Source organism: Candidatus Protofrankia datiscae (genome assembly GCF_000177615.2).
GTDB classification, from domain to species: Bacteria; Actinomycetota; Actinomycetes; order Frankiales; family Frankiaceae; genus Protofrankia; species Protofrankia coriariae.
The window spans coordinates 3,977,574-4,000,941 of sequence record NC_015656.1; the positions used below are offsets into that span (position 1 = coordinate 3,977,574).

The window sequence follows — 23,368 nt, forward strand, 5'->3', positions numbered from 1 at the left end:
GGCACGTTTGCTGTGGAGCATACGCCATGGCGTGATGCCTCTACGGCGATGCGTCGCCAATGCCCGCCCGGTAGATCTCCACATCCACCCGTCAGATCTCCGCCTGCCAGATCTCCATCCGCTGGATGCCCACCCGGCGGATGCCCACCCGGTAGGCCACGGCAAACCCGTGGGTCGAATCATCCGATTCATTGACACTTGCGCAGGAACGGTGGAATTCTCAGCCGGTGAGCGTCAGGGGGGCGGCGGATGTGCCGGTCGACCAACCTCGACGGGAGCACACCCCCGCGCACGGACGAGGTACACAATGATCAGCCGTACACAATGATCAGCCGAAGTCGACTGCTGGCGGTGGGCGGAGTGGCGTTCACGCTGCTGCTGGCGATGGTCGTCGTCGTCCTGTCGGGGAGCGCGGCCCTCCCGTTCGCGCTCGGCAACGTCGGCTCCTTCGGCGTCGCCGGCGCCTCGATCGACACCGGCGAGCCGGCACGGCCGGGCAGCTTCACGCTGGTGCCCAGCATCGACGAGAACTCGTCCCCGGACGGCGGCCAGCTGCCGGCGGGCGAAATCCGCATGAAACAGGCGCTGATCGACGGGCTGGTCCTGGAGAAGGCCTTCGAACTGCCCGGCGGGCTGGGTACCTGGAAACTACGGATCAACGCCCCCGGACGAACGAAGGTGACCGACCTCACGCTCGGCGCGTCCCGGATCTGCGTGGAATCGATCGATTTCCACGGAGTCGTCATCGACGCCGCCGGCGGCGCTCCGCTCGCCTCCATCCGGCTGGATGCCGGCCGGGTCGTACTGGTCGGCGCCGGCGTCGAGGCGACGAGCCTGCGGTCGACCGGCCTCTCGCTGGGCAACCTCCACGTCGGCATCGAGCGCGGCGGCTACGACCCGCAGAAATTCCGTTGCCTGGCATGAATGCTTTGCGCAAGCGGCCGGACGGCCCTCACACGAACGACCGGACAGCACAGTCCCACCTTTTCGCCACTTTTGCGGCTCACACCGTTCTTACCGCTTTTGCTGCCTGGTTCTCCCGCTCCGCGGTTTCGCGGCCGTCGCCGGCAGGAGGTCCGGCGCCGGCCACGAAACGGTCCGGTGACGCGGGCCCGGTGGCCTGATGGCCCGGCCACGGCCAGCAGGGGCGGCAACGAACGTGTCCGCCACGCCGCCCCGTCCGCACCGCCCGGCCCACCTGGCGAAGCCGGCCCACCCGGCGCGGCCGGCCCGCCCGGCGAAGCCGCCCCGTCGCCACCGCGAGCGCGCCCGGCCCGTGGTGGCGACGGCCCGGCCGCTGTCCGACGACCGGCTGTCGGCGGCGGGGACACCGTGGCGGGCGGCCGTGCCGACCATGGCCGGCGGGGCCGCCATCTGCTACTTCAGCTTCTCGTTCGGCCCGGCCTTCTTCGCCGCCGACGTTGCCGTGTACGGGCTGGCTGTCGGTCTGCTCATCGTCGCGTTCGGCCTGCTGATGCTCTGGTATCCGGGCGCGTGCGCGGCGCTGGGCCTGCTGTCGGTCATCGGCGGCCTGATCGCCTTCCCGATCGCCGCCGGCGGGCTGGGGGCCGGCTCGCTGCTGGCGATCGTCGGTGGGTCGCTCGCCGCCGCGTGGACCCCGCCGCCGGACGGCGCGTTCCTCGCCGTGCGCGCCGCCCGTGTCGGTGTGCGGGCCGCGGCGGCGGCCGTCGACCTGGCGCTGGCCGGCGTCATCGTCGTCGGCCTCTACGCGACCGTCCTGAACGGGCCCGTCAAGGAGCACATCGCCATCTGGTACGCACTGCACCTGGCAGCCTGGCTGGCAGTTGTCGGACCGGGTGCCGCCGCCGCCCTGACCCCGGGCCGGCTGCTGCTGGGCACTCGGGTCTTCACGGCGGCAGGCCCCACAGCTGTGACGGTACCCGCCGCAGTGCCCGGTACCACCGCGGCGACGGACGCGGTGACGTCACCGGATGCCGTGGCACCGCCGGACAACACCGTGACACCACGGAACAGCACTGTGATGTCACCGGACGCTGTCGCGGTGGGAGGCCTGGTGGCGGCGCCGCTCGCCCGGGCGGCGCTCCGCGAGGCGCTGCGCACGGTGGAGATCGCCGTCACCGTCGAGCTCGTGCTCCTGCTTCCCCGGCACATCGGTTTCGGCCCGGCCGCGCTGTGCGCCACTGCCGCCGTCGCCGGCTGGCTGCTTCTGCTGTGGGCCGGTCAGGCACCCCACGACCTGATCCCGCGGACGCGGACGGTCTCGTTGCGCATCGTCGCCGCCGCACCGGCGCTCTCCCCCGCGCAGGCTTCCCCGAACCCCGATTTCGATTTCCCCGTTCCGGCTCCCACGGCCCCGGACATCCCGATTCCGGACGCCCCGGCTCCGAGCGCCCCAACTCCGGGCGTGCGGCCCGTGCCCCGCGCCGTCCCTGATTCCGGGGCCCCGAACTCCGCCATCCCTGATCTCACCGCCCCGAACCCCACCCGCCCGAGTTCCGCCGCGCCGAATTCTGTCATCTCGCGTTCCACCGTCCCGGATCCCGCCGCGCCGCATTCCGCCGTCCCGGACACCACTGCGCCGAATGTCACAGCACCGAATTCCGAGGTCCCGAATTCCGGGGCCACGGCCGGCCGGCACGTCACGGGCCCGACGCCGGACATCCGGTGAGACGCCTCCCACGGCATCTCGGCGCGTTGCTGACCCTGCTGGTCGTGGGCTCGGCCGTCCTGATCGCCGGCGCGGCCGGCACCGCCTCGGCACGCACCGGCGACGGCAACACGTTCCACTGGACGGGCCGGAACATCGAACTGCGGCGCCTGGCGCTCGACGGCACCGTCAGCCCGGCGGACGGCACCCCGGCCGCGCTGCTGCGCATCGGCGAACTCGTCAACGCCGCCGACTTCCGTCTGGAGCGGGAGATCCACCTCGGCACGCTCGGAACATGGACGCTGACGGTGACCGCCAACACGATGACCACGTCCGACGTGGCAGCGGGAACCGGAACAGCAGCGGGAACCGCGGCGGCGGAGAGCAGCGGCATCACCGCGCCCTTCACCTGTGTGCACGACGCCGGCGTCCACGGTTCGGGCGGCGCCACAGGGCAGGTTCTGGACCCGGCGCTGAATCACGCCCTCGACGTCGATCCCGCCACCGGCTACCGGGACACCGCCGTCTCGGCGGTGGTCGGCCTGGTCGGACGTGGCGACGTCCTGTTGACGCTGGGCCGGATATACAGCGAGTCCAGTCGGATCACCATGCCCAGGCTGCGACTGACCGGCGCCTCGGTGCTGCTGCGCCCCGGCGGGTACTCCCCCGGCCTGGCCACACCGCCGGCGTACTGCGGCGGCTCCGCCTCTCAGGACGGTGGGGCACAGGACGACGTCGCGGGCACAGGAACGGCCGGTGTCACCCCCGCAGCTGGCGTCCCCGCGACGACGCCAGCGACAGCGACCGCCTCCGGCGCGGACGGTGCGGGAGTTCCAGGCCCGGCCGCGCCACCGCCGAGAACGGCCCCCGCCCCGACGACACCGGCATCCGGTCAGCCGACGCCGTCCCGACGGTGTCATCCCCTGGACCTTCTTTGCGTCCTCTCCGGACCCTCGTGATCCGGACCTCATGATCCGGACCCTCGTGACGCTCTCCGGGTGCTCTGCGCCCGACGGAAGCAGAGAAGATCGCCGCGAGTTTGTCGTTGTGTACGCTTCCGGGGCCGAAAACCGTACACAGCGACAAAATCGCCCAGATCATGCTCCACGCGGCTGGCCGCGGACGCCGCCCGCGGCGCCTGATGGCCGGCATCGATGGACGCCTGGGCAGCGGCCGAGTCGGCCCCCGTGCGGTCCGGCCGGCTGGTACCCGGGATGCTCACGTGTTCAGGCGGGCGCGGATCTCCGGGCGTCGTAGCGGCGGGAGCGTGGCCGGTGGCTGGCGGCGGGCCGGCAGCGCGTCGAGCAACCGGTGGACCGCGGCGCCCACCTCGGCGACCGCCGCCTCGAACGCGTCCCCGGCCGCCGCCGGGGGCTGGCGCAGACCACTGACCTTCCGGACGAACTGGCGGGCGGCCGCCTCGATCTCCTCATCGGTCGCCGGCGGCTGAAGACCCCGCAGTTCGGTGATGTTACGACACATACCTTCAGTTTCCCGCAGCTTCCCACTGTTTCCCGCTCCTCCGGCTTCCCGCTCTGAGCTTGCTGGGCGATCTCACGGACGGTGGCCGCTGGGATCGGCCTGTAGCCGGCCGGTTCCCCGGACGTGCCACTGTTACGAGCGGAGACGGGCAGGGTGGATCCGTCCGATGCGGTGTGGCGGAAACCGAGTTACGGCACGCCGCAGACCAACCGTGTCGAGACGGAATTCGCCGGAGTTCGCCGGAATCCACCGGATGCACATCAGACGTCCGCTCGGAGCGGTTCCGGGGTGCGCGGCAGCGGGAGGAACCGGTCACCGATGCGGGCGGTCTCTCGCCTGTAGTGGGTGTTAGAGAGGACAAAGTGGGTGATGCCGAGGTCTGCGCACCCACGCAGGGCGGTGGTCGCGTCGTCCGGGGAGCCGACCAGCCAGGTGGTGCCCGCGCCGCCGCCGCTGTACCGGCCGGGGGCGGTGTACATGACAGGCTCCGTCTCCTGAGCGGACCTGGGCCCACCGGGTGTCACGTTCTTCGCTGGCTGCCTCCGTCGGATCTCCGCTGGCCGCCTCGTCGGAATGGTGAGAGCCTGGCGCCAGGGAGCGAACATGTTGGTCTTCGTCACCGGGGCGACCGGCGCGCTCGGTCGGCACGCCGTCAGGAAGCTGATCGAGGCGGGGCACGACGTGCACGGCGTCGCCCGCGACCAGGGCAGGGCCCAGCGGCTCGCCGCCGCCGGGGTGACCCCCGTGGCCCTCGATCTCACCGACCCGGTCCAGGTCCGGACGACGATCGAACGCATCCAGCCGGACGCCGTCGCCCACCTCGCGACCCACATCCCGCTGCCGCCGGCGGCCATCCTGCCCGGCGGCTGGAAGCAGAACGACGTCCTGCGCCGCGACGTCAGCAGACACCTGGTGGACGCGGCGCTGGCCACCGCCGTCTCCCGCTACATCCAGGAGTCGATCACGCTGATCTACCGGGACGGCGGGACATCCTGGCTCGACGAGGACGCGCCGCTGGCCAACGGCCCGCAGGAGCGGACGGTGGCCGCCTCGGCCGCCCAGGTCGAGCGGGTGCGCGTGGCCGGGCGCGCCGGTGTGCTGCTGCGTTTCGGCTCGTTCTACGGCCCGGACGACGCCATGAGCACCGAGATGGCCCGCCGGGCTCGGGCCGGCAAGCCGGCCGTCCCCGGCCCGGCCGGCGCCTACCTGTCACCGATCCACGTCGCCGACGCCGCGAGCGCGGTCGTGGCCGCCCTCGACGCGCCGCCCGGCACGTACAACATCGTGGACGACGAGCCGGCCACCCGGGCCGAGTTCGCCGAGGTGCTCGCGCACGTGTACGGCGTCGATCGGGTCAGACTGATCCCGGCCTGGCCGCTGCGGCTGTCGCCCCGCACCCGCACGGTCACCCGGTCCCAGCGGGTCAGCAACCGCCGGTTCCGGGAGACCACCGGCTGGAAACCGGAGTTCCCGTCGGGCGCGGCCGGCTGGGCGACCATCGCGGCGGCCGGCGGACCCGCGCACTGACCCACCACCCGCAGCCGGTGCTGGCGGTGGAACGGCTGCTGGCGTGGGCCACCGACACCTCGGCGTCCTCCGCCCGGCACCTGTGCGCGCTGCTCGGCGACGTCAGCATGGGCAAGACCACCACCGTCAAGCTCTTCGCCCAGGCGCTGCTGAATCGCCGCGATGACGACCGCTCGGCGCCGTTGCCGATCCTGTTCGACCTGCGCGACCTGCCACCGGCGCTGGCCCGGGAGGGGCGGGCCTCCCGAAGATCCTGGAGGCGCTGCTGGCCGCCGGGGACCTCGGCACCGGCCCGTCCGCCGCGCAGGTGCTGAACCTGGTCGCGGCCGGCAACTGCGTGTTGATCTTCAACGGGCTGGACGAGGTGCTGGTGCGCCTGGACCCGCACGCCGGCCAGGTGTTCACCCGCAGGCTGTGGCGGGCCACCGAGGATGCCTGGCGGTCCCGGCAGAACGGCCGCCGGGAGACGGACCGGCCGAGCAGGCTGCTGCTGTCCTGCCGCACCCGCTACTTCCGCTCGATCCGGCACGAGACCACGCACTTCACCGGCCAGCACCGGGACCGGCCGGCCGGCCCCGACTACCTGGCCATGCTGATGCTGCCGTTCGACGAGGAACAGGTCCGCGCGTACCTGGCCGCCAACGTGCCCGACGCGGACGTCGACCAACTGCTGGACCTGATCGAAACAGAAGCGGCTTCCGGACGCCTACCAGGCGGTCAGGAGCCGGGCCGGATCATAGCTGGGCAGGCCCGGTACCTGCGTCGTCGTCCGGGTGACAGCGACGGGTGGCGCTGTGTCACCGCCGGGCACCGCGACCCGGTCACGCAACAGGTGGTCCAGGTCGGCCGGGGTGAAGGGCTCCTTGTCACGCCACTTGACGGAGCCGACGAAGGTCACCACGTTCGCGCCCTTACCCGGCCGGATGCCGACCAGGTTCACCTCGGGGGTGTGGGTACGCGGCCACCAGCCGCCCACCGTCTCGGCACCACCGAGCGCGGGATCGTCGACCGCGAGCCTGGTGAGCGCCTGACGCACCAGCGGTTCCACGGCCCGCCCGCGATAGGCGGCCCATCCGCCCGCCACCCTGGCCCTGGCCAGGTCGGGCCGGCCACGCTGAATGTCGGCGACCGCACCTTCCAGGAAGCGCAGCCAGAACCGCAGATAGGGGTCGGCGACCCGGTACCGGGACGCTGTACCGACCTTCACCGCCACCGGACGGTCGACCGCGATTACTCTTTTGCCGGCCAGCAGTGCCAGGGCCCGGGTGAGCGGTGTCGACGCCACACCGGCGCGCGCCGCGATCGCGGAGAAGGCCCGGTCTCCCGCACCGATGACGCGCAGCACGCCACTCGCCTGCAGATCACGCGGGAACTCCGCGTCCAGAACCCGCTGACCGGTGACAACAAGTTCGGAGTGCTCGTCCGAGAGCTGGTCGTCGAGGAATGCCGACAGTCCGCCGGCCCGTCGCCACTCCAGCAGCAGCCGGGGATACCCACCGGTGATGAGCTGCGCGTCGAACGCCTCCGCCGCACGCTCACCGCTGAGCCCGAGCATGCGCGCCGTGTCACCGATGGAGAACGGCTCGACGACCATCTCCCGGGCCCGCCCGAACAGCGGCCGGTCGTGCCCGGTCAGCATCTCCATCACGGCGAGGTCACTGCCGATGATGACAAGAAGGACGGGCCGGTTCTCGAACAGCCGGTCCCAAAGCTTCTGCAGAGTGCCGTCGATGCCAGGATCGCGCTCCAGCAGCCAGGGGAACTCGTCGATCACGACGATGGCCGGCGTGTCCACCGGGAGCGCGGCATGGGTGGCGCGTAGCGCCTGTTCCCAGGAGGTGAAGCCGCCGGCGGTAAGCCCGTCGGCGCCGGGCAGGGTGCAGCCGAGCCGGACGTCCTCGACGAACCCGTCGAGGTCTCGCTGGAGAGTGGCCTGCCGAGCCCCGGTCACGAACATCTGCGGCAAACCGCTACGGCGCACGAACTCGCTGATCAGTCTGGACTTGCCGGCCTGGCGCCGCCCCCGCACACTGATCAGCCGCCTCCGGCCGCCACGAACCGCCGCGAGATGGCCATCCAGCCGTGCCAGCTCCTCGGCGCGACCCACGAAGTCCTCATGCACACACGAAGACTAACATCCATGTTAGCGACATCAGTGTCAGTGACATCAATGTCAGTGACATCAGTGTCGCTAGCATCAGCCCCGCCCAGGATCCGGCCTGCCCGCGACACGGCCGAACTGGACCCACCGAGACGGAAAACAAGAGCCGCAATCGCCCGAAGCACACTTCGAACACGACGCGCCCCAACAAGGATACCCTTCGTGACGCGGAGCATCCCGGACACACCGCGCCGCGCTGAACCCGAGTATTCGGAACGATGCTTCAGCCGGTGCTCAAGGGCGTCGGCTGAACGGGCTTCGCCAGGTAGGCGAGGCTCTTGCACATGAGATCCGAGGATCCGATCCACATGACCGTGAAACGATAGCCGTTGCTTTTTCTGCTGACGGCGTCGGCACAGAAGGCAGGGTCGGGCGCGCGCTTCTCGCCGCGGAATCCGAATCCCCCGGTCGGGAACGGCACTCTCTTCAGCAACCAGCAGGCCGCGCCGTCGACCAGCGCGTCGAGATCCCCACGGACGACCGCGACCATGCCAAGTGACCAGTGCCAGTCATCATGCTGGTACACCTCGATCGCCAGATGGTCGGTCTCGTAGGCGCACTCCACCACGTCGTTGGCCGCGTTCACCCTTTTGATGAACTGCTCAAGCCCGCCGCGGAACTGCGCGAACTCCCCCGCGCGTCCCCTGGGAATGAAACCGATCATCTGATCGGCGAGACCCGCGATGCTGACGCATGGATTCTGATTGATCACAGTGACCGCGTCCGCCGACGGAAACTTGGGAAGCTGGGATTTCGTGAGCGGCCCGGGCGTGGGGCAGACCGGCCCTTTCGGCTTCCGGTCCTGCCCGTTCTGCCGGTCCTGCCCGTTCTGTCGGGTCGGCCCGCCGCTCGGCCGCGAACCACCGCTGCCCCCCATATCGCCCAGACAGCCCGTGGCAAGCAGGGACAGCGCCAGGAAACCGGCCAGCGCATGCCTGGGAAGAAGCGCCGGGAGACGGACGACGAAACGCGGGACCGACAGTGCCTCCCGCGCCCTCGTCCGCCGGTACGAAAATCTCCGACAACGCCGGCCGACCATGCGCATCACGTCTCTTCCCCCACAACATGTCGTGACTGACTGGAGGCGCTTCCTGATCGGTGCCGCCGCCGTTTCGAGGCCCTGCCACGATCGTCAGATCGATTCTCACGGGCATCGGGCGCGGGAACATCCGTGCCAACACTGAAAACCGAAGGCCGTCAGCCCGGATGGTTGGGCACGGCGGTTCGGCCACGCGACGATTCGGCCATGCGGGTGCTCGCCGGCCAGCATGGGTGGCGGGTGAGGCCAGCCCGGATGACGCCCTCCGGTTCAGGGCTGGCACGGACGTGGGGACGCGGTCGTGGTGGGATCGTCGGTCGGTGGCGTCCACTGTTCTGATTGTCGACGATCTTGCGGATTTCCGGGCGGTCGCTCGCGTGATGCTGGAGACCGGTGGATACCGGATCGTCGGGGAGGCGGGGACCGGAGCCGACGGGCTGGGTGAGGCGGCCCGGCTGCGGCCGGACATCGTGCTACTGGACGTACGCCTGCCCGACGTCGACGGGTTCACGCTCTGCCGCGAGCTGCGTACGAGGATGCCGACGGTCAAGGTGGTGCTGTGTTCGGCCCGGGACGCCACCGACTACGGCAGCCGCATCACCGACTGCGGAGCATGCGGATTCCTGCTCAAGTCCGAACTGTCGTCGACGGCACTCACCCGCCTGGTCACCGGCTGCCGGTGACGCCGTGCCCACCTGTCCGGCGGCGTGGTTGCCTGACCGGCGGCGTGGTTGCCGGACCGGCCAGTTATGATCTTCGGGCGGCGGTCGTGTCGGTGGCCTGGAGGTAGGTGAGGACGGCGAGGACGCGACGGTGGTCGTCGGGCTGCGGGTGCAGGCCGAGCCGGGTGAAGATGTTGCGTACGTGGGATTCGACCGTCCTGGGGGTCAGGACGAGCTGGTCGCTGATGGAGCGGTTGGAACGCCCCTCGGCCATCAGGGCGAGCACTTCACGTTCACGGTCGGTCAACGTGTCGAGCGGGTCGTGTCGGCGCCGGCCACCGACCAGCAGTCTCACCACGTCGGGGTCGAGCACGCAGCCGCCGGCCGCGACCCGGCGGACCGCGTCCAGGAAGACCGCCGTACCGGCAACCCGCTCCTTGAGCAGGTAGCCGATGCTCCCGGCGCCCGTGCCGAACAGGGTTGGCAGGTAGTGGGACTCCAGATACTGGGAGAGCAGCAGGACGCCGACGTCGGGGTGGTCCCGGCGGATGGCGACAGCCGCCTCGAGCCCTTCGAGATGGTGGGTGGGAGGCATGCGGATGTCGACCACCGCCACGTCGGGCCGCAGCGCGGCGATCGCGCCATGCAGGCCGGCCGGGTCGGCTACCTGCGCGACGACGTCGCAGCCGTGGCCGCGGAGCAGCTCGGCGACAGCCTCCCGTAGGAACACAGCGTCGTCGGCGAGCACCACCCGTAATCCCGCGGACCGGCCTGGCGAGGACAGCGAGGACAGCGAGGACAAGGGTTTCATCGCGGATCACCCGTGGGGAGAAGCGCACGGACGGTGGTGCCGTGGCCTGCGGGGCTGTGCACGGTCAGCATGCCGTCGAGTGCCGAGAGCCGGTCACGCAGGCCGAGCAGGCCCGTGCCGGCTGTTCCCGTTGCCCCTGCCGTTCCGGCTGCTCCGGCTGCTCCGGCTGTGATGTCGGCCCCTCCGATTCCGTTGTCTGTGACCTCGACGCGCAGCCGGCCGTCGGCGTGTTCGACGTCGATCCGGACCTGGTCGGCGTGCGCGTACTTGAGGGCGTTGGTCAGCGCCTCGGCCACCACGAAGTAGCAGGTCGCCTCCACGGCGGGGGTCAGCACGGGTACGGCGGTCGCCGTCAGTCGCACGTCGAGCGGGGTCTGCTCGGTCAGTGCCCGCAGCGCGGGGAGCAGGCCGGCGTCGGTGAGGATGGCGGGGTGGATGCCGCGGGCGAGCGCCCGCAGCTCGTTCATGGCCGCGTCGAGCCCGTCGGCGCTGCGCGCGAGCAACGCCGTGCTCTGCTCGTCGACGGTGCCGTCGAGGCGTTCCTGGAGCAGACGCAGCAACAGCCGCGCGACGACGAGCCGTTGCTGCGCGCCGTCGTGCAGGTCGCGTTCGAGGCGGCGCCGTTCGGCGTCGGCCGCGGCGACGATCCGCACCCGCGAGGCCCGGACCTCGGCGAGCTGGGCGTTCACCTCGGCGGCCAGCCGCTGGTTGTCCAGCGCCAGCCCGGCCGCGGCGGCCACGGCGTCGAGATGATGTGCGTCCTCCCGCAGCGCCGGATCGTGGAACAGCGCCGCGACCCGCCGGCCGTCGCGTTCCACCGGCCACACGGCGCGCTGTGAGTCGTCCTCCGGGAGCCGCAGCGGCTGGCCGTCCCCGTCGATGAACGTGCCGGACTCCGGCCGCCAGTAGCCGATCCGCAGCGAGGGATCACCCAACGACCGCGCCAGGAGCCCCTGCAGGTCGGCGGCTGACAGCGGCTCGTGCAACCGGCCCAGCAGGTCCCCCACGGCGGTGCGTCCCAGCCGGACCCGCAGGACCCCGGCGAGAAACGCCAGCGGCAACAGGCAGAACGCCGCCCAGTAGACCCACAGGAACGTCGGCCGCAGCGGATGCGTCGAACCCGCGACCCCGCCGGCCACCGTGGCGGCAGCTCCCACCAGACCGGTGACGAAGACCGGTGCGAGCACCCGCCGCAGCGGCCGGCTGGCCGTCACCCAGCGGCGGACGAGCACCACCAGCACACCCACGGCGATCGCCGCGCCGATCGTCTCCTCGATGTGGTTCACCGCCTGCGCCAACGGCAGGTTGTCGGCGACAAGCAGCAGGTTCGGGGCGGAATCAGGCAGTTGGTGGGCGCTGTCGAACAGGGCTGCGACCGGAGGGAGCCCGAAGGCCGTGGCATACGCGGCCGTTACAAGCAGCCGCTGTGTCCGTGAGGCCAGGCGTCCGCTCGGGAAGGCCAGCAGCAGATGTGCGGCGAACCCGCTCGACGCCCGGACCAGCAGCAGTCCGGCGCTGCCTATCACCGGGGTGCGTGACAGTTGCAGATCCTCGGCGAAGAACCCGACGCCGACCAGGACCATCAGCAGCCCCACCCGGTTCGCCGGTCGCCGGGCATGCGCCACCGCCCCGGCGGCGAGGAACAGGAAACCGCCGGTGGCCCCCAGAACCGTGTCCATGGCGGCATGCGAGCCGTCCCGTGCCTTGAACACCAGCCCGGACGCCCCGAGCAGCACACCGAACCCGACCGCGAGATACACCGCCGGCATCGGCGTAGGCAGAACGCGGGAACACGGCGGACGAGGCATGACGACTCTTCCCGCCGCCCCCTCGACGCTCATGGAGTAAGCGTCACAGCGCCCTCCGCGACTGTCAACGACATTACCGCGACATCACCGCCGCCGCAGATCCCGCCGTAGCCGACCAACCGGACAGGGAGTGTGTCCTCCCACCCGCTGCCCTGACGGACAACCACAACCAAGCGGAGAACGCGCCCCTCGGCCGAGGAGGCAGGGCGTCGCCGAAGTTCCGTGCTAGCCCTGATATCCCGCGTTGGCTACTCAGGATGATGTGAAGCTAACGGACGACGACAGGGGAACAATGACCAACAATGATTGTCTCCAGCAGGCAACGGACTTCGCGATACGGAGTATGCCATCCCCCAAAAGATCTACAACGAAGATCGCTTCTTACGTCAACATGGTGGTACCGACTGAAGCCGTCGGCATCGCCGACCTACCATCCCATGAAAAATTCCCACCCACATCCCGGTCGGCCGGCCAGCAGCGTCGAGGGCCGTGAGCAACCCTCCGGCTCTATCCGCGTACCGATATCTGCGCGATCGAGTAGTCGGGCACTCGTACCTGTGCACGAATCTTGTCAGAGGATTTGACCAGCCGGGCCCAGCCTGGATGGTCCGCGGTGGAGAGGTTCTTCGTATTACAGATCCGGGAAATTCACACTGCAGAGAAATGAGTCTTGTTCCAATTCCGGCCAACCAGTCGATATGGAGGTCAACACCATGGCAGCGCGTTCAACGCGTATAACACTCCGGAACCAGATCGGCATTCCTTTGCATCATGTAACAAGTCATCTGGAAGGAGGCGAGTGAACGGAACCGCTGCGCCCGCCTGACGTCATCCAGCCTGGACAGACGGTTTGGATCCAATCCGAGTCCAACGGCATCCTGACTGGCACTGAGGGACATACTCGCTACCGTATCGGCGATCAGGATCATGAGGTGTACATCCACTAGAATAACCCGTATGCGGGTACGAACTTCTACGAGCAGTCGATTACCGGGCCGTATGGCGTATACTTCAGTGGAGGAAAAGGCAATAACGCCGAGGCTGTCTACTCGGTGATCCCGGACGCCCGGGTCACGGTTCCCGGCTATCTGCCGTCGACTCATGGCTTTGCGTTCAGTAACCACTGGCCATCGATCCACATCACCTCAATCAGCCTGCCGGACCCCTTCGGGGACATAGCTGTAGGGAACGCGTCCTGGGGCCTGTGCGGCGGAATGCCCTTCGCATCGCGCGACTACTTCGAAGTCCTACGAGAGTCGCGACCCCTTCGTACCCCGACAGCAGGACTGGCGATTCTGTGGAAAGTGCCACGACATGTACTACGACGGCTCCGACAACAAAGGAACATGCCCCGCGATAGGCCCGAGTGTGCACGTGGTGGCCGGCTATAACTTCTCCCTCGAGCACCTATAACGTCCGCATCCGAAGAAGCCCCGAAGGAACGCCTCCTTATTGTCCCGAGCGTTCAAAAATGATGGTCGTCGCCTTGCTCGGCAGGTGATCTTTTGGTGTTGAAGTGTCTTCTCGAAGGCTCTCGACGGTCCGGCGGGGCCTCCGAAACCTGCGGGGAACCGCATGAGGGGACACGGTTGGCGACCGGGGCCGAGGTCGCGACGTCGCAGTTCCTCCTGGCTGCTACGGTCGGTAGCGCCGAGGTCGAGAACGCGTCGCTGGAACAGCGGGCCGCGGCTACTCGAAGGTGGCGGCGGCTTCGCGCAGGGTGCGGACCAGGGTTTCCGGGTCGTCGGGGGCAGGCGGTCCCGGAATGTAGGTCACCGATTTCAGGCGGCCGGTGTAACGGAAGCTGCGGTGGCGTTCGTGGACGGGCCAGGAGACCGGGGACTTGCGGTCCACGCCGACGCTGATCCCCTGCAGGGGGGCCATGCCGATCAGCTGGTGCACGTCGGCCAGCCGGCCGGTTTCGGTGCCGTCGACGAGGATCCGCCAGTCCCAGCGCAGACCCGGGATGGCCTGGGCGCGGACGCGGACGGTGTGCCGGCCGGCGGGCAGCGGCCCGGCGTCGGCCTCGTGCAGCACACCGTACTCGTTGTATGCGAAGCGGAGCCGTCCGTCCTCCACGTACACGCTGTAGCCGCCGCCCTGGTCGCCGTGCGACACCAGCACTCCTTCGTCGCCGGCGGCGTGCTCGTCCAGTTCGATGACGATGTCGAAGGAGCGGAAGGTGATGAGCTTGGCGGAGCGGTAGCGCTCCAGTTCAGGCGTGCCGGCCAGCAGGGTCACCGGCCGCCGCAGCCGCTCCTCCGCGGGGTTGCGGATGACCAGCGCGCCGCTGCCGTCGGCGAGCGGGAAGACGCCGTTGCGCCACGCCGCGTCCTCCCAGGCCGAGGCCAGTTCCTTGACCACGTCGGGGTGCGCGGCGGACAGGTCGACGATCTCGGTCGGGTCCCGCGTCACGTCGTAGAGCGCCCATTCGCCGTCGTCGTACGGGGCGCCGGGGCGGTGCAGCGTGACCAGCTTCCAGCCGTCCCGGTAGTAGCTGCGGTTGCCGATCATCTCGCAGTACTGCTCGTGGTGGGTGCTGGGTGCGTCCGGGTCCGCGAGGACGGCGACGAAGCTGAATCCGTCGAGTTCCTGGACCGGCCGCCCGCGTCGCCGCGCCGGCCGTGCCACCCCGGCCAGGTCGAGCAGCGTCGGGGTGATGTCGGTGACGTACTGGTACTGCGCGCGAATGCCGGTATCACCGGCGGGCGTCCGAACGCCGGCGTCGCCGGCAGGTGTGCGCAGGCCGGCCGGCCAGGACAGGATGAACGGCACCCGCACCCCGCCGGCGTAGGTCTGGCCCTTGTACAGCCGGAACGGCGTGTTGGAGGCCATCCCCCAGCCGCGCGGGTAGTGCACCAGGCTGCGCGGGCCGCCGATCAGTTCGGGGTCGCGCTCGACATCGGGGTCCCAGTCGGCGGGCAGGTTCGGATGCTGGACGAAACGCTTGAAGTAGCTGCGGGTGCCCTCCGCGCCTCCCTCGCCCGTGCCTCCGTTGTCGGAGGTGAAGATGACGATCGTGTTGTCCAGCTCGCCGAGCGCGGCGAGGGTGTCCAGCAGCCGCCCGAGATTCTGGTCGATGTTGTCGACCATGGCGGCGTAGACCTCCATGTACCGGGCGTACAGCCGCTGCTGTTCCGGCGTGAGCTCCGCCCAGGGGCCCACCTCGTGTCCGGCCTCGAAGTTGCGCCGCGGCAGCCGGGTGTCGGCGGGAAAGAGGCCGGCCGCGCGCTGCCGGTCGAAGCGGGTCTCTCGCAGCGCGTCCCAGCCGCCGTCGTAGCGGCCCCGGTAACGCCGGACGTCCTCGGGTTTGGCCTGCAACGGACCGTGCACGGCGTTGTGCGCGACGTAGAGGAAGAACGGCTTGTCGGCGTCGTGCGCCCGCAGCGACGCCACCATCGAGATCGCCTGGTCGGTGATGTCGTCGGTGTAGTAGTAGCCGTCGGGCAGGTCGTCGATGTCCAGCGGGCTGTTGTCCCGTACCAGCTGGTGGGGGTGGAACAGGCTGGTGAGCCCTTCCAGCACGCCGTAGTACTGGTCGAAGCCCTTCTGCAGCGGCCAGTTGCGCCGGTCGTCGGCCGCGTTGGACGCCGAGTCGCGCGCCAGGTGCCACTTGCCGACCGCATAGGTGGCGTATCCGGCGTCGTGCAGCAGTTCGGCCAGGGTGGGGATGTCGTCGGCGATCTCCATCCCGTAGCCGGGGAAGCCGGGGTCGGCGTTGGCCACCATGGCGTATCCGACGCGGTGCGGGTTCAGGCCGGTCAGCAGGGCTGCCCTGGCTGGCGAGCACAGCGGCATGGTGTGGTAGTTGGTCAGCCGCACACCCTGTTCGGCGAGCCGGTCCAGGGCCGGCGTGGCGATCTCGGCGCCGAACGGGCCGATGTCGCTGTACCCCATGTCGTCGACGAGCACCACGACGATGTTGGGTGCGTGCCCGTCCGGGCGGACGCGGGGCGGCCACGCCGGCTCCGACTCGCCGAAGGTGCGCCCGATCCGGCCGCCGAAGCCGGCGTACGGGTCGCGCCGCGTGCCGGCGGGAGCGGGACGCGGGACGGGCCGGGGCCCGGTTCCGGGCTCGGGCCGGGGCCCACCCGTGGGCTCACGGGACGTCGGCATGTGGCTGCTCCCTGCCTTGTCGCTGCTCGGATCGTGTGTCCTCGTTCGGCTTTCGCGGAGGTCCCACCCGGCTCACCGGCCGGATGCCTCCGGTGCCGGGCCGAGACGTGCGGTGAAGACGTGGTTGCGGTCCAGCAGGCTGCCGGGGCGGCGGCCGTGGCCCCAGCCGAGCCAGCGCCGGTACTCCCCGAACCGGTCGTGGGCTTCGAGGAACGCCTCGTCCCGCAGCGGTGACCCGGCCGGCGCCGGGCCCGCCAGCGGTGCCACGAACAGCGCGTCGGCCGGGCAGTAGGCCTCGCACATGAAGCAGGTCTGGCATGCGGGCTGCCGGGCTATCACCGGATGGCCGCCGTCGACCGCGTCGAAGACGTTGGTCGGGCACACCTCGACACAGATGTTGCAGTCGACGCACCGGCTGCCGCTGACCACCTCGATCACAGAGCCGGCACCTCCTCGGGACGGCGAACGCCGGGAACGGCGCCGGAACCGGTAGTGGCGGTGGCGCTCCCGGCGGTGGCGCTCTCGGCGGCGGTGGCGCTCTCGGCGGCCGTCCACACCTGGTCGAGGCCGCCGACGCGGATGCGGTGGGCCAGGGCCGGGTCGGTCCGCGGCCGGTCCAGGCGGACCTGCAGCCCGCGGCTTTCCGGCCGGGACAGCGCGCCGCGGTACATCCACCGCGCGTGCGCGAGCATCGCCGCGGCCTCCCTGGTGGGGGTGATGCTGTGGGCGTCGTCGTCCGGTGCGAGCCCGTCGACGACGGCCGACCACAGCGAGTCGAGGACGGCCAGTGACTCGCGCAGGTCCGCCGCCGTCCTGAACCTGTTGTGCCGCAGCGGCAGCACCCGCTCCTGGACGGCGGCCACCACCTCCTCGTGCCGCAGGTCGCCACGGCCCGCCCGGGCGCGCAGCCCCGCGCCGCCGGCGGGAGCGAGGGGCGCCGACGGCCAGCCGGCCGGGCGCCGCGCGGCGAACCGGGCCGCCGCCGCGCCGGCCCAGCTACCGGAGGAGATCGCCCAGGAGCCGTTGTGGCTGCCGCCGCCGCTGATCGCGCCGGTGACGAGCTCGCGGGACGCGGCATCGCCGGCCGCGAACAGCCCGGGGACGGTGGTCGCGCATCCGTCGTCGACCACGCGCAGCCCGCCCGTCCCGCGCACGGTGCCCTCCATGACGAAACGGACGGGGAAGCGCTGGGTGAACGGGTCGATGCCCAGTTTGTCGAACGGCAGGAAGAAGTTCGGCTGCGACCAGCGCATCGCCTCCCGAAGGTGCGGCTGCGCCCGCTCGAGCCGGGCGTACACCTGGGTGTGCAGCGCCGCCCGCTGCACGTCGAGCAGCCCGCCGGGGAACGCGGCGCTGGCCAGCTCGGCGCCGTCGGCGTCGGTGAACACGGCGAACTGGTACATCAGGCCCTTGGTCTGCGCGCCGAAGGCGGGCGCGGTGCCGTACTGGCAGGAGAACTCCATCCCGGACAGTTCGGCGCCGAGTTCCGCGGCCATCAGCGCGCCGTCACCGGTGTCCACGTTCAGGCCCAGCGCGCCGGACCGGAAGGCGCAGCCTCCGGTCGCCAGGACCACGGCGCCGGCGCGCACCCGCCAGGGCTCGCCGCCCCGCTGACGGTGGACCCCGGCGGCGCCGGTGACGACGCCGTCAGGGTCGACCAGCAGCTCAAGGGCTGGCGACTGGTCGAGGATGACGACGCCGGCACGCCGGACCTGGCGGCGCATCAGCCGCATGTACTCCGGGCCCTGCAGGCTGGCGCGCCGCGGGGTGCCGTCGTCAGCCACCGGGAACGGGTAGCCCCAGTCCGTCAGCTGCTCGACCGCCTGCCACGTCCGGTCGAGGACGCGCGCCATCAAGCGCCGGTCGGTGAGGTGACCGCCGGCGGTCTCACGGGCGGCGATGGCCCGCGACCGGGCGTCCCCGTCCGGCGGCAGATACCACAGGTTGTTACCGGCGGCCGCCGTCGAGCCGCTGGTGCCGCAGTAGCCCTTGTCGGCGAGCGTGACCCGCTGGCCGCCGGCGGCCGCCGCCAGCGCCGCCCACGTCCCGGCCGGGCCTCCCCCGAGGACGAGGACGTCGGTCTCGGCGGGGGTCGCGACCGGCCGCGGGCGGCGTCTCGACACGGCGCTCACCGCGGGCCGCCGACGCCGGCCCGGGCGGCGCGTCTGGCCCGGGCGACACGTGTCGAGGACATGTCGCGGTGTCGGTGTGGCTGGCGGGGCTGGTCGTTCATCAGATTCCCTGTCTCGGTTCTCGGCAGCCGGTCGAATCATGATTAGGACGGGTGGGCGTCCCGGCTTCTCGGCTTCCTTCCCGGTATCCCGGGCGGGCGACGTCACAGACGCACCGGAGCGGATACGGAAATCGGCGGAGAAACTGGGATCGAGTGGTTTTCCGAAGAGCCCGGCGAGGCCGTCCCAAAAATTTCCGCGGCTTCGCCGGCCGCCAGCTGATCAATATCATTCACGACCCGGGCCAGCGACCGCCACCACCGCCGCCAGTGATGCGTAGAGCAATTTTTGAATAACTGTTTGACGCTTCTGAAAAGACCATGTAACTGCCGGAAAGAATCAACCTTGATTCGACCGGGAGTGACACAGATCACTGGCGACATGGACATGGTCCACCACTCGCCGGACCGACAGTCCGCTCCTCGACATGTTGGCGACTATGTAGGCAGGAATGGCCGGCTGTCAACCCGCCCACGGGAGCGGTCGACACGACACGAAGGAAGATCGATCATGTTTCTTCCGTACCCGGGTCAGGTCGCCGACCTGGGCCGAGCGGCATCCGCCCCCGCCGGAGGCGGCCTGGACGGGAACGGGAGATGCCGGTATGCCGTCACGACCCGCCATACCGCCACCCGCAGGTACGACGGAAGGCCCGGCCATCACTCGCGGTTCCCGGACGCGTGACCCGTCCCGCCAGAACATTACTCATCGCGCCCACATCGTCCGCCGACACGGACGGCCACCGAATGCCGAATTATTTTCGCTGGACCGCCAAATATTGACCGTGCTCCGCGGTGGACACGAGCATGGCATCACGGGCCGACGAGGAAACCGTCGGGACCGGTCGCCGGAGCGCTTCTCCCCGCCGGCCGGGAGGAGAACCGACGAGAAAACCGATGGACCGAAGGACCGAAGGCGGTGCGGCCGCGCCTCTTCCGCGGCTTCTCCCGCGGTTGCTTCCGCCCCGCCGGACACCCACGTTCCCGGATCGCCAAGGAGCGACATGGCCGTCGTCAGCACGAATCTCGACATCCGCAGGGTAACCGGACGGATCGGCGCCGAAATCGTCGGCTTGGACCTTCGTGACGCGCTCGGCGACGACACCGTCATCGCGTCGATCCGGGCCGCGCTCGTCGAGCACAAGGCGCTGTTCTTCCGCGGGCAGGAACTCGACGACGCCGGGCAGCAGCGTTTCGCCGCCCGTTTCGGCGCGCTCACCACGGCGCACCCCACCGTCCCGTCCCTGGCCGGCAGCCCGAACGTGCTGCGGGTGGACTCGACCGAGGGCCGGGCCAACAACTGGCACACCGACGTCACGTTCGTCGTCTCCCCGCCGGCCGCGAGCACCCTGCGCGCCGTCGTGATCCCCCCGGCCGGCGGGGACACCCTCATCGCCAACTCCGTGACCGCCTACCAGGACCTCCGGGCGACCTGCGCGAACTGGCCGACCGGATCTGGGCGGAGCACAGCAACGACTACGACTACGCGATCCCGCGGGCCGAGACGGAGCAGACGAAGGCGTACCGCGAGATCTTCGTCTCCCGGAAGTACCGGACCGCCCACCCGGTGGTTCGCGTCCATCCCGAGACGGGTGAGCGGGGCCTGTTCATCGGCGGGTTCGCGCAGCGCATCGTCGGCCTGTCCGTGACCGAGTCGCGTGACCTCCTCCGCCTGCTGCAGACCTACGTCACCCGGCCGGAGAACACCGTCCGGTGGCGGTGGGCCCCCGGCGACCTCGTCTTCTTCGACAACCGCAGCACCCAGCACTACGGTGTCGACGACTACGGCGACCTCCCGCGGCTGCTGCACCGGGTCACCGTCGCCGGCGACGTGCCGGTCGGGGTGGATGGCCGGCGCAGCTACGCCGTCGAGGGGGACGACGCCTCCCACTACACTCCGCTCGCCGCATAGCCATCCCGGCCGGGCGGGATCATCAGTACTGGCCAGGATCATCAGTAGTAGATCGGCCCGCGGCTCCCGCCACCGCAGGCGATCGTCTCACCGGTGACCGACACGCTCAGCGGGGACGCGAGGAAGGTCACCAGCGTGGCCACCTCCTCGGCGGTGACCACCCGGCCGATCGTCAGCGTCGCGGTGACGGCGTCCAGCCGGGCGGGATCGTCGCCGATCAGGTCGGCGAACCGTTCGGTGACGGTGGGCCCGGGATGGACCGCGACGACGTTGATCCCATGCGGGCCGAGCTCGTCCGCGAGGTTCTTGGTGAGCGCGGTGACGCTGGCGTTGCGGATGGACGCGGCCGTCCGCCCGGTCGAACGGGCCGCGAGACCGCCGATGTTGATGATGCGACCCCAGCCGGCCCGGATCAGGTGCGGGGCGACCGCCTGGGCGGTGCGCAGGTAACCGATGACCTTCACGTCGATGTCGTCGGCGAGATCCGCGGTGGCCAGCGCGGAGAACCCGCCGGGGCCGCCGGCGCCGCCCGGCTGGGCGGCGTTGTTGACCAGGATGTCGACCCCGCCGAGCTCCGCGACCGTCCGCTCGGCCAGCCGCGCCACGGCGCCCCCGTCGCGGGTGTCGGCGGCAACCGGCAGCACAGTACCGCCGGTCTCGGCCGCAAGCTGCCTGGCGGCCACCGCCAGGACGTCGGCGTCCCGCGCGGCGATCACGCCCTTGGCCCCTTCGGCGGCCAGCGATCTGGCGATGGCCCGCCCGATGCCACGGCTGCCACCGGTCACGATCGCGCGCCGCCCGTCCAGCTGTAGATCCATGTCCGGCTCCGTCGGGTCTCGTCCGCAAGGTCCTGATTGAGTCTGATCCCGCGTGAGGTTACATTCAGGCGGTGCGCACAGGGCGTCGGCTGCCAGCGATGATTCTCGACCCGTTCTGGATCTCCCGCCGCGCGCATCATTTCGACCAGATCTGTTGCTGATCCTGAAAGCCCGGTGAGCGCGCCGGTACCACAGCCGGTATCACACCGGCTGCCTGTCGGAACGGTTTCCCGTTGACAGCCGCCGGGCCCGCAGCGTCCACCGGCGACAGCCCGCGAGCCCGGGCCCGGCCGGCACGGCGACGCTCCTCCCGGCCTTCCTCCTGCACCGCGCTTATTCGCTGCTTCTTGGTTGCTTCTTGGTTGCTTCCACGTTGCAAAGGCCTTTGCGGCGCAACGGCCTTTGCAACAAGTCGCGTACAGCTTCATTACGGTGAGTCATGTGCGGTGAGGTGGCCCGAGTTCCGGCAACCAGCCCGCACCGAACGCACCGCGTTCACCAACGCCCATTTCGATCATGTTCCGTAGCCGCTGACATCCGCGTCCGTCCCGCTGCCAGGCAGTAGCGGGCGACACCGGGCAGCCCCCGGCAGCGTCGCTGGTTGCGGCCGTGACCGTGGCCGACGGCTTTCCAGGAGAAGGCAGTTGATGAAGATCAGATTGTTCGCCGGCGCGGCAGCCCTGGCGCTGGCGGTACTCACAGCCTGCGGTTCGGACGCTTCCGGCGGCGCGGCGACGGACCCGGCAGCCGGCGCGACCGGCGCGGCCAACCCGGACGCCACCGCGACCATCGGTCTCGTGCTCGAACCGGGCAGCCTCGACATCACCAGGGCCTCCGGCGCCGCCATCGGCCAGATCCTGCTCAACAACGTCTACCAGGGGCTGCTCCAGCGGGACGACTCCGGCGCCATCACCCCGGCGCTGGCCACGTCCTACAAGATCTCGGAGGACGGGAAGACCTACACCTTCACCCTGCGGGACGGCGTGACCTTCCACGACGGCTCACCGCTGCGCGCCGCCGACGTGGTGGCCTCCCTGAGCAGGGTCAGCGCGCCGGACTCGGTGAATCCCAACGCCGCCGACCTGGCCTCGGTGGCCTCGGTGACCGCGCCCGACGAGAAGACCGTCGTGCTCACCCTGAAGGACCGCGACACCAACCTGACCTACCGGCTCACCGGAGCCGCCGGCGTCATCATCCGGGAGGGCGCCACCGACCTGGACAGCAGGCCGGTCGGCACCGGCCCGTTCCGGTTCGACAGCTGGCGGCACGGCGACAGCATCACGCTCGTCCGCAACGACCGGTACTGGGGGCCGAAGGCCGGCGTCGCCAGGGTGGTCTTCCGCTACATCACCGACCCGAACGCGCAGAACAACGCGGTGCGGACCGGGCAGGTCGACATCGGCGGCATCACCGACATCGAGCTGGTCAACTCCTACCAGGGCAACCCGAACTTCACCGTCTCCACGGGCACCAGCAGCGACAAGATCACCCTCGGGTTCAACCACTCGCGGCCGGCGCTGTCCGACGCCCGGGTCCGCCACGCGATCCGGCAGGGCATCGACAAGGACGGCCTGATCCGGGTACTCGGCGGCGGCACCCGGATCGGCAGTTCCGTCCCACCGCTGGACCCCTGGTACGAGGACCTCACCGGAATCGACAGGTACGACCCGGCGAACGCCCGCAGGCTGCTCGCCGACGCCGGCTACGCGGGTGGGCTGACCCTCGGGCTCACGGTCCCGAACATCTACCCGCCGGCCATCGCCGAGTACGTGCGCTCCCAGCTCCAGGACATCGGGATCACGGTGCGGACGGCCAGCGTCGAGTTCCCCACCTGGCTCACCCAGGTGTACCGGAACGCCGACTACGACCTGAGCATCGTCGACCACGCCGAACCGCGGGACCTGGGCAACTACGCGAAGCCGGGCTACTACTGGCGTTACGACAGCCCGGCGGTCCAGCAGGCCTATCAGGCCGCGGTGACGGCGTCCTCGGACGCCGAGCGTGACCAGAACCTGCGCAGGCTCGCCCGGCAGATCTCCGAGGACGCGGCCAGCGACTGGCTGCTGCTCGGCCCGGCTCGGCAGATTGTCCGGGCCGGCGTCACCGGCTACCCGACCAACAACCTGTCGTCCCTCTACGACGTCTCGAAGATCCAGATCAGGAGGTCCTGACC

At 70.3% G+C, this 23,368-nt stretch carries 16 protein-coding genes and 2 pseudogenes; 8 read left to right on the forward strand and 10 right to left on the reverse strand.

Annotated elements, in window-relative coordinates:
- The first annotated feature begins 324 nt into the window (after positions 1-324).
- The 3 genes from FSYMDG_RS16605 (at position 325) to FSYMDG_RS16615 (ending at position 3,588) form a co-directional block, all read left to right on the forward strand.
- Entirely contained in the window at positions 325-924 is a 600-nt protein-coding gene (locus FSYMDG_RS16605) for a hypothetical protein (RefSeq protein WP_157491036.1), read from the forward strand.
- 235 nt (positions 925-1,159) lie between these two features.
- Positions 1,160-2,650, forward strand: coding sequence for a DUF6114 domain-containing protein (locus FSYMDG_RS16610; RefSeq protein WP_043603850.1), 1,491 nt, complete (start codon positions 1,160-1,162; stop codon positions 2,648-2,650).
- Complete coding sequence (locus FSYMDG_RS16615; protein WP_013874553.1) at positions 2,647-3,588, forward strand: hypothetical protein; 942 nt, start codon at positions 2,647-2,649, stop codon at positions 3,586-3,588. Before FSYMDG_RS16610 ends, FSYMDG_RS16615 begins: the two co-directional genes overlap by 4 nt.
- A gap of 259 nt (positions 3,589-3,847) precedes the next feature.
- On the opposite strand, the gene FSYMDG_RS16620 is transcribed toward FSYMDG_RS16615, so the two are convergent.
- Together FSYMDG_RS16620 and FSYMDG_RS16625 are read right to left on the reverse strand one after the other, a co-directional pair.
- On the reverse strand, positions 3,848-4,111 hold the full coding sequence (locus FSYMDG_RS16620; RefSeq protein ID WP_013874554.1) for a DUF2277 domain-containing protein: 264 nt from the start codon (positions 4,109-4,111) through the stop codon (positions 3,848-3,850).
- Positions 4,112-4,371: 260 nt separating this feature from the next.
- Positions 4,372-4,590 (reverse strand): annotated as a pseudogene (locus tag FSYMDG_RS16625) (LLM class flavin-dependent oxidoreductase); the annotation flags it as partial.
- Positions 4,591-4,714: 124 nt separating this feature from the next.
- Between FSYMDG_RS16625 and FSYMDG_RS16630 the strand changes: the two are divergent.
- Together FSYMDG_RS16630 and FSYMDG_RS28695 are read left to right on the forward strand one after the other, a co-directional pair.
- On the forward strand, positions 4,715-5,638 hold the full coding sequence (locus FSYMDG_RS16630; RefSeq protein ID WP_013874555.1) for an NAD-dependent epimerase/dehydratase family protein: 924 nt from the start codon (positions 4,715-4,717) through the stop codon (positions 5,636-5,638).
- 26 nt (positions 5,639-5,664) lie between these two features.
- Complete coding sequence (locus FSYMDG_RS28695; protein WP_237702810.1) at positions 5,665-5,952, forward strand: hypothetical protein; 288 nt, start codon at positions 5,665-5,667, stop codon at positions 5,950-5,952.
- Between the two features lie 392 nt (positions 5,953-6,344).
- Here the strand turns inward: FSYMDG_RS28695 and FSYMDG_RS16640 are convergent, their stop codons facing one another.
- Positions 6,345-7,745, reverse strand: coding sequence for an ATP-binding protein (locus FSYMDG_RS16640; RefSeq protein ID WP_013874556.1), 1,401 nt, complete (start codon positions 7,743-7,745; stop codon positions 6,345-6,347).
- Positions 7,746-8,022: 277 nt separating this feature from the next.
- The gene (locus tag FSYMDG_RS26365) at positions 8,023-8,463 is read right to left on the reverse strand and encodes a hypothetical protein (RefSeq protein WP_131772738.1); all 441 of its coding nucleotides are present in this window, start codon (positions 8,461-8,463) and stop codon (positions 8,023-8,025) included.
- Between the two features lie 695 nt (positions 8,464-9,158).
- Here FSYMDG_RS26365 and FSYMDG_RS16650 point away from each other — a divergent pair.
- Positions 9,159-9,521 (forward strand): response regulator transcription factor, encoded by a 363-nt coding sequence (locus tag FSYMDG_RS16650; RefSeq protein WP_013874558.1) that lies wholly within the window; start codon positions 9,159-9,161, stop codon positions 9,519-9,521.
- A 64-nt stretch (positions 9,522-9,585) separates the two neighbouring features.
- Here FSYMDG_RS16650 and FSYMDG_RS16655 read toward each other — a convergent pair whose 3' ends face one another.
- The 5 genes from FSYMDG_RS16655 to FSYMDG_RS16675 form a co-directional block, all read right to left on the reverse strand.
- A complete protein-coding gene (locus tag FSYMDG_RS16655; protein ID WP_013874559.1) occupies positions 9,586-10,311 on the reverse strand; it encodes a LuxR C-terminal-related transcriptional regulator in 726 nt (241 codons plus the stop codon).
- Positions 10,308-12,080: a sensor histidine kinase gene (locus tag FSYMDG_RS16660; RefSeq protein WP_013874560.1), complete on the reverse strand. Its 1,773-nt coding sequence runs from the start codon at positions 12,078-12,080 to the stop codon at positions 10,308-10,310. The genes FSYMDG_RS16655 and FSYMDG_RS16660 overlap by 4 nt, the downstream gene beginning before the upstream one ends.
- 1,728 nt (positions 12,081-13,808) lie before the next feature.
- The gene (locus FSYMDG_RS16665; protein ID WP_013874563.1) at positions 13,809-16,235 is read right to left on the reverse strand and encodes an arylsulfatase; all 2,427 of its coding nucleotides are present in this window, start codon (positions 16,233-16,235) and stop codon (positions 13,809-13,811) included.
- Positions 16,236-16,307: 72 nt separating this feature from the next.
- Positions 16,308-16,673: a 4Fe-4S dicluster domain-containing protein gene (locus FSYMDG_RS16670; protein ID WP_013874564.1), complete on the reverse strand. Its 366-nt coding sequence runs from the start codon at positions 16,671-16,673 to the stop codon at positions 16,308-16,310.
- Positions 16,670-18,367 (reverse strand): FAD-binding protein, encoded by a 1,698-nt coding sequence (locus tag FSYMDG_RS16675; protein WP_013874565.1) that lies wholly within the window; start codon positions 18,365-18,367, stop codon positions 16,670-16,672. The genes FSYMDG_RS16670 and FSYMDG_RS16675 overlap by 4 nt, the downstream gene beginning before the upstream one ends.
- Before the next feature lie 1,102 nt (positions 18,368-19,469).
- On the opposite strand from FSYMDG_RS16675, the pseudogene FSYMDG_RS16680 reads away from it, so the two are divergent.
- Positions 19,470-20,377: pseudogene (locus tag FSYMDG_RS16680) on the forward strand (TauD/TfdA dioxygenase family protein).
- A 41-nt stretch (positions 20,378-20,418) separates the two neighbouring features.
- Here the strand turns inward: FSYMDG_RS16680 and FSYMDG_RS16685 are convergent.
- A complete protein-coding gene (locus FSYMDG_RS16685; RefSeq protein WP_013874567.1) occupies positions 20,419-21,195 on the reverse strand; it encodes an SDR family NAD(P)-dependent oxidoreductase in 777 nt (258 codons plus the stop codon).
- A 647-nt stretch (positions 21,196-21,842) separates the two neighbouring features.
- Between FSYMDG_RS16685 and FSYMDG_RS16690 the strand changes: the two genes are divergently transcribed.
- Complete coding sequence (locus FSYMDG_RS16690; protein WP_013874568.1) at positions 21,843-23,366, forward strand: ABC transporter substrate-binding protein; 1,524 nt, start codon at positions 21,843-21,845, stop codon at positions 23,364-23,366.
- The last annotated feature ends 2 nt before the right edge of the window (positions 23,367-23,368 follow it).

Coding starts and splice junctions, on each gene's coding strand:
- FSYMDG_RS16605 (WP_157491036.1), top strand. CDS start 325: ATGATCAGCCGAAGTCGACTGCTGGCGGTGGGCGGAGTGGCGTTCACG.
- FSYMDG_RS16655 (WP_013874559.1), bottom strand. CDS start 10,311: ATGAAACCCTTGTCCTCGCTGTCCTCGCTGTCCTCGCCAGGCCGGTCC.
- FSYMDG_RS16660 (WP_013874560.1), bottom strand. CDS start 12,080: ATGCCGGCGGTGTATCTCGCGGTCGGGTTCGGTGTGCTGCTCGGGGCG.
- FSYMDG_RS16685 (WP_013874567.1), bottom strand. CDS start 21,195: ATGGATCTACAGCTGGACGGGCGGCGCGCGATCGTGACCGGTGGCAGC.
- FSYMDG_RS16665 (WP_013874563.1), bottom strand. CDS start 16,235: ATGCCGACGTCCCGTGAGCCCACGGGTGGGCCCCGGCCCGAGCCCGGA.
- FSYMDG_RS26365 (WP_131772738.1), bottom strand. CDS start 8,463: ATGATCGGTTTCATTCCCAGGGGACGCGCGGGGGAGTTCGCGCAGTTC.
- FSYMDG_RS16630 (WP_013874555.1), top strand. CDS start 4,715: ATGTTGGTCTTCGTCACCGGGGCGACCGGCGCGCTCGGTCGGCACGCC.
- FSYMDG_RS16690 (WP_013874568.1), top strand. CDS start 21,843: ATGAAGATCAGATTGTTCGCCGGCGCGGCAGCCCTGGCGCTGGCGGTA.
- FSYMDG_RS16620 (WP_013874554.1), bottom strand. CDS start 4,111: ATGTGTCGTAACATCACCGAACTGCGGGGTCTTCAGCCGCCGGCGACC.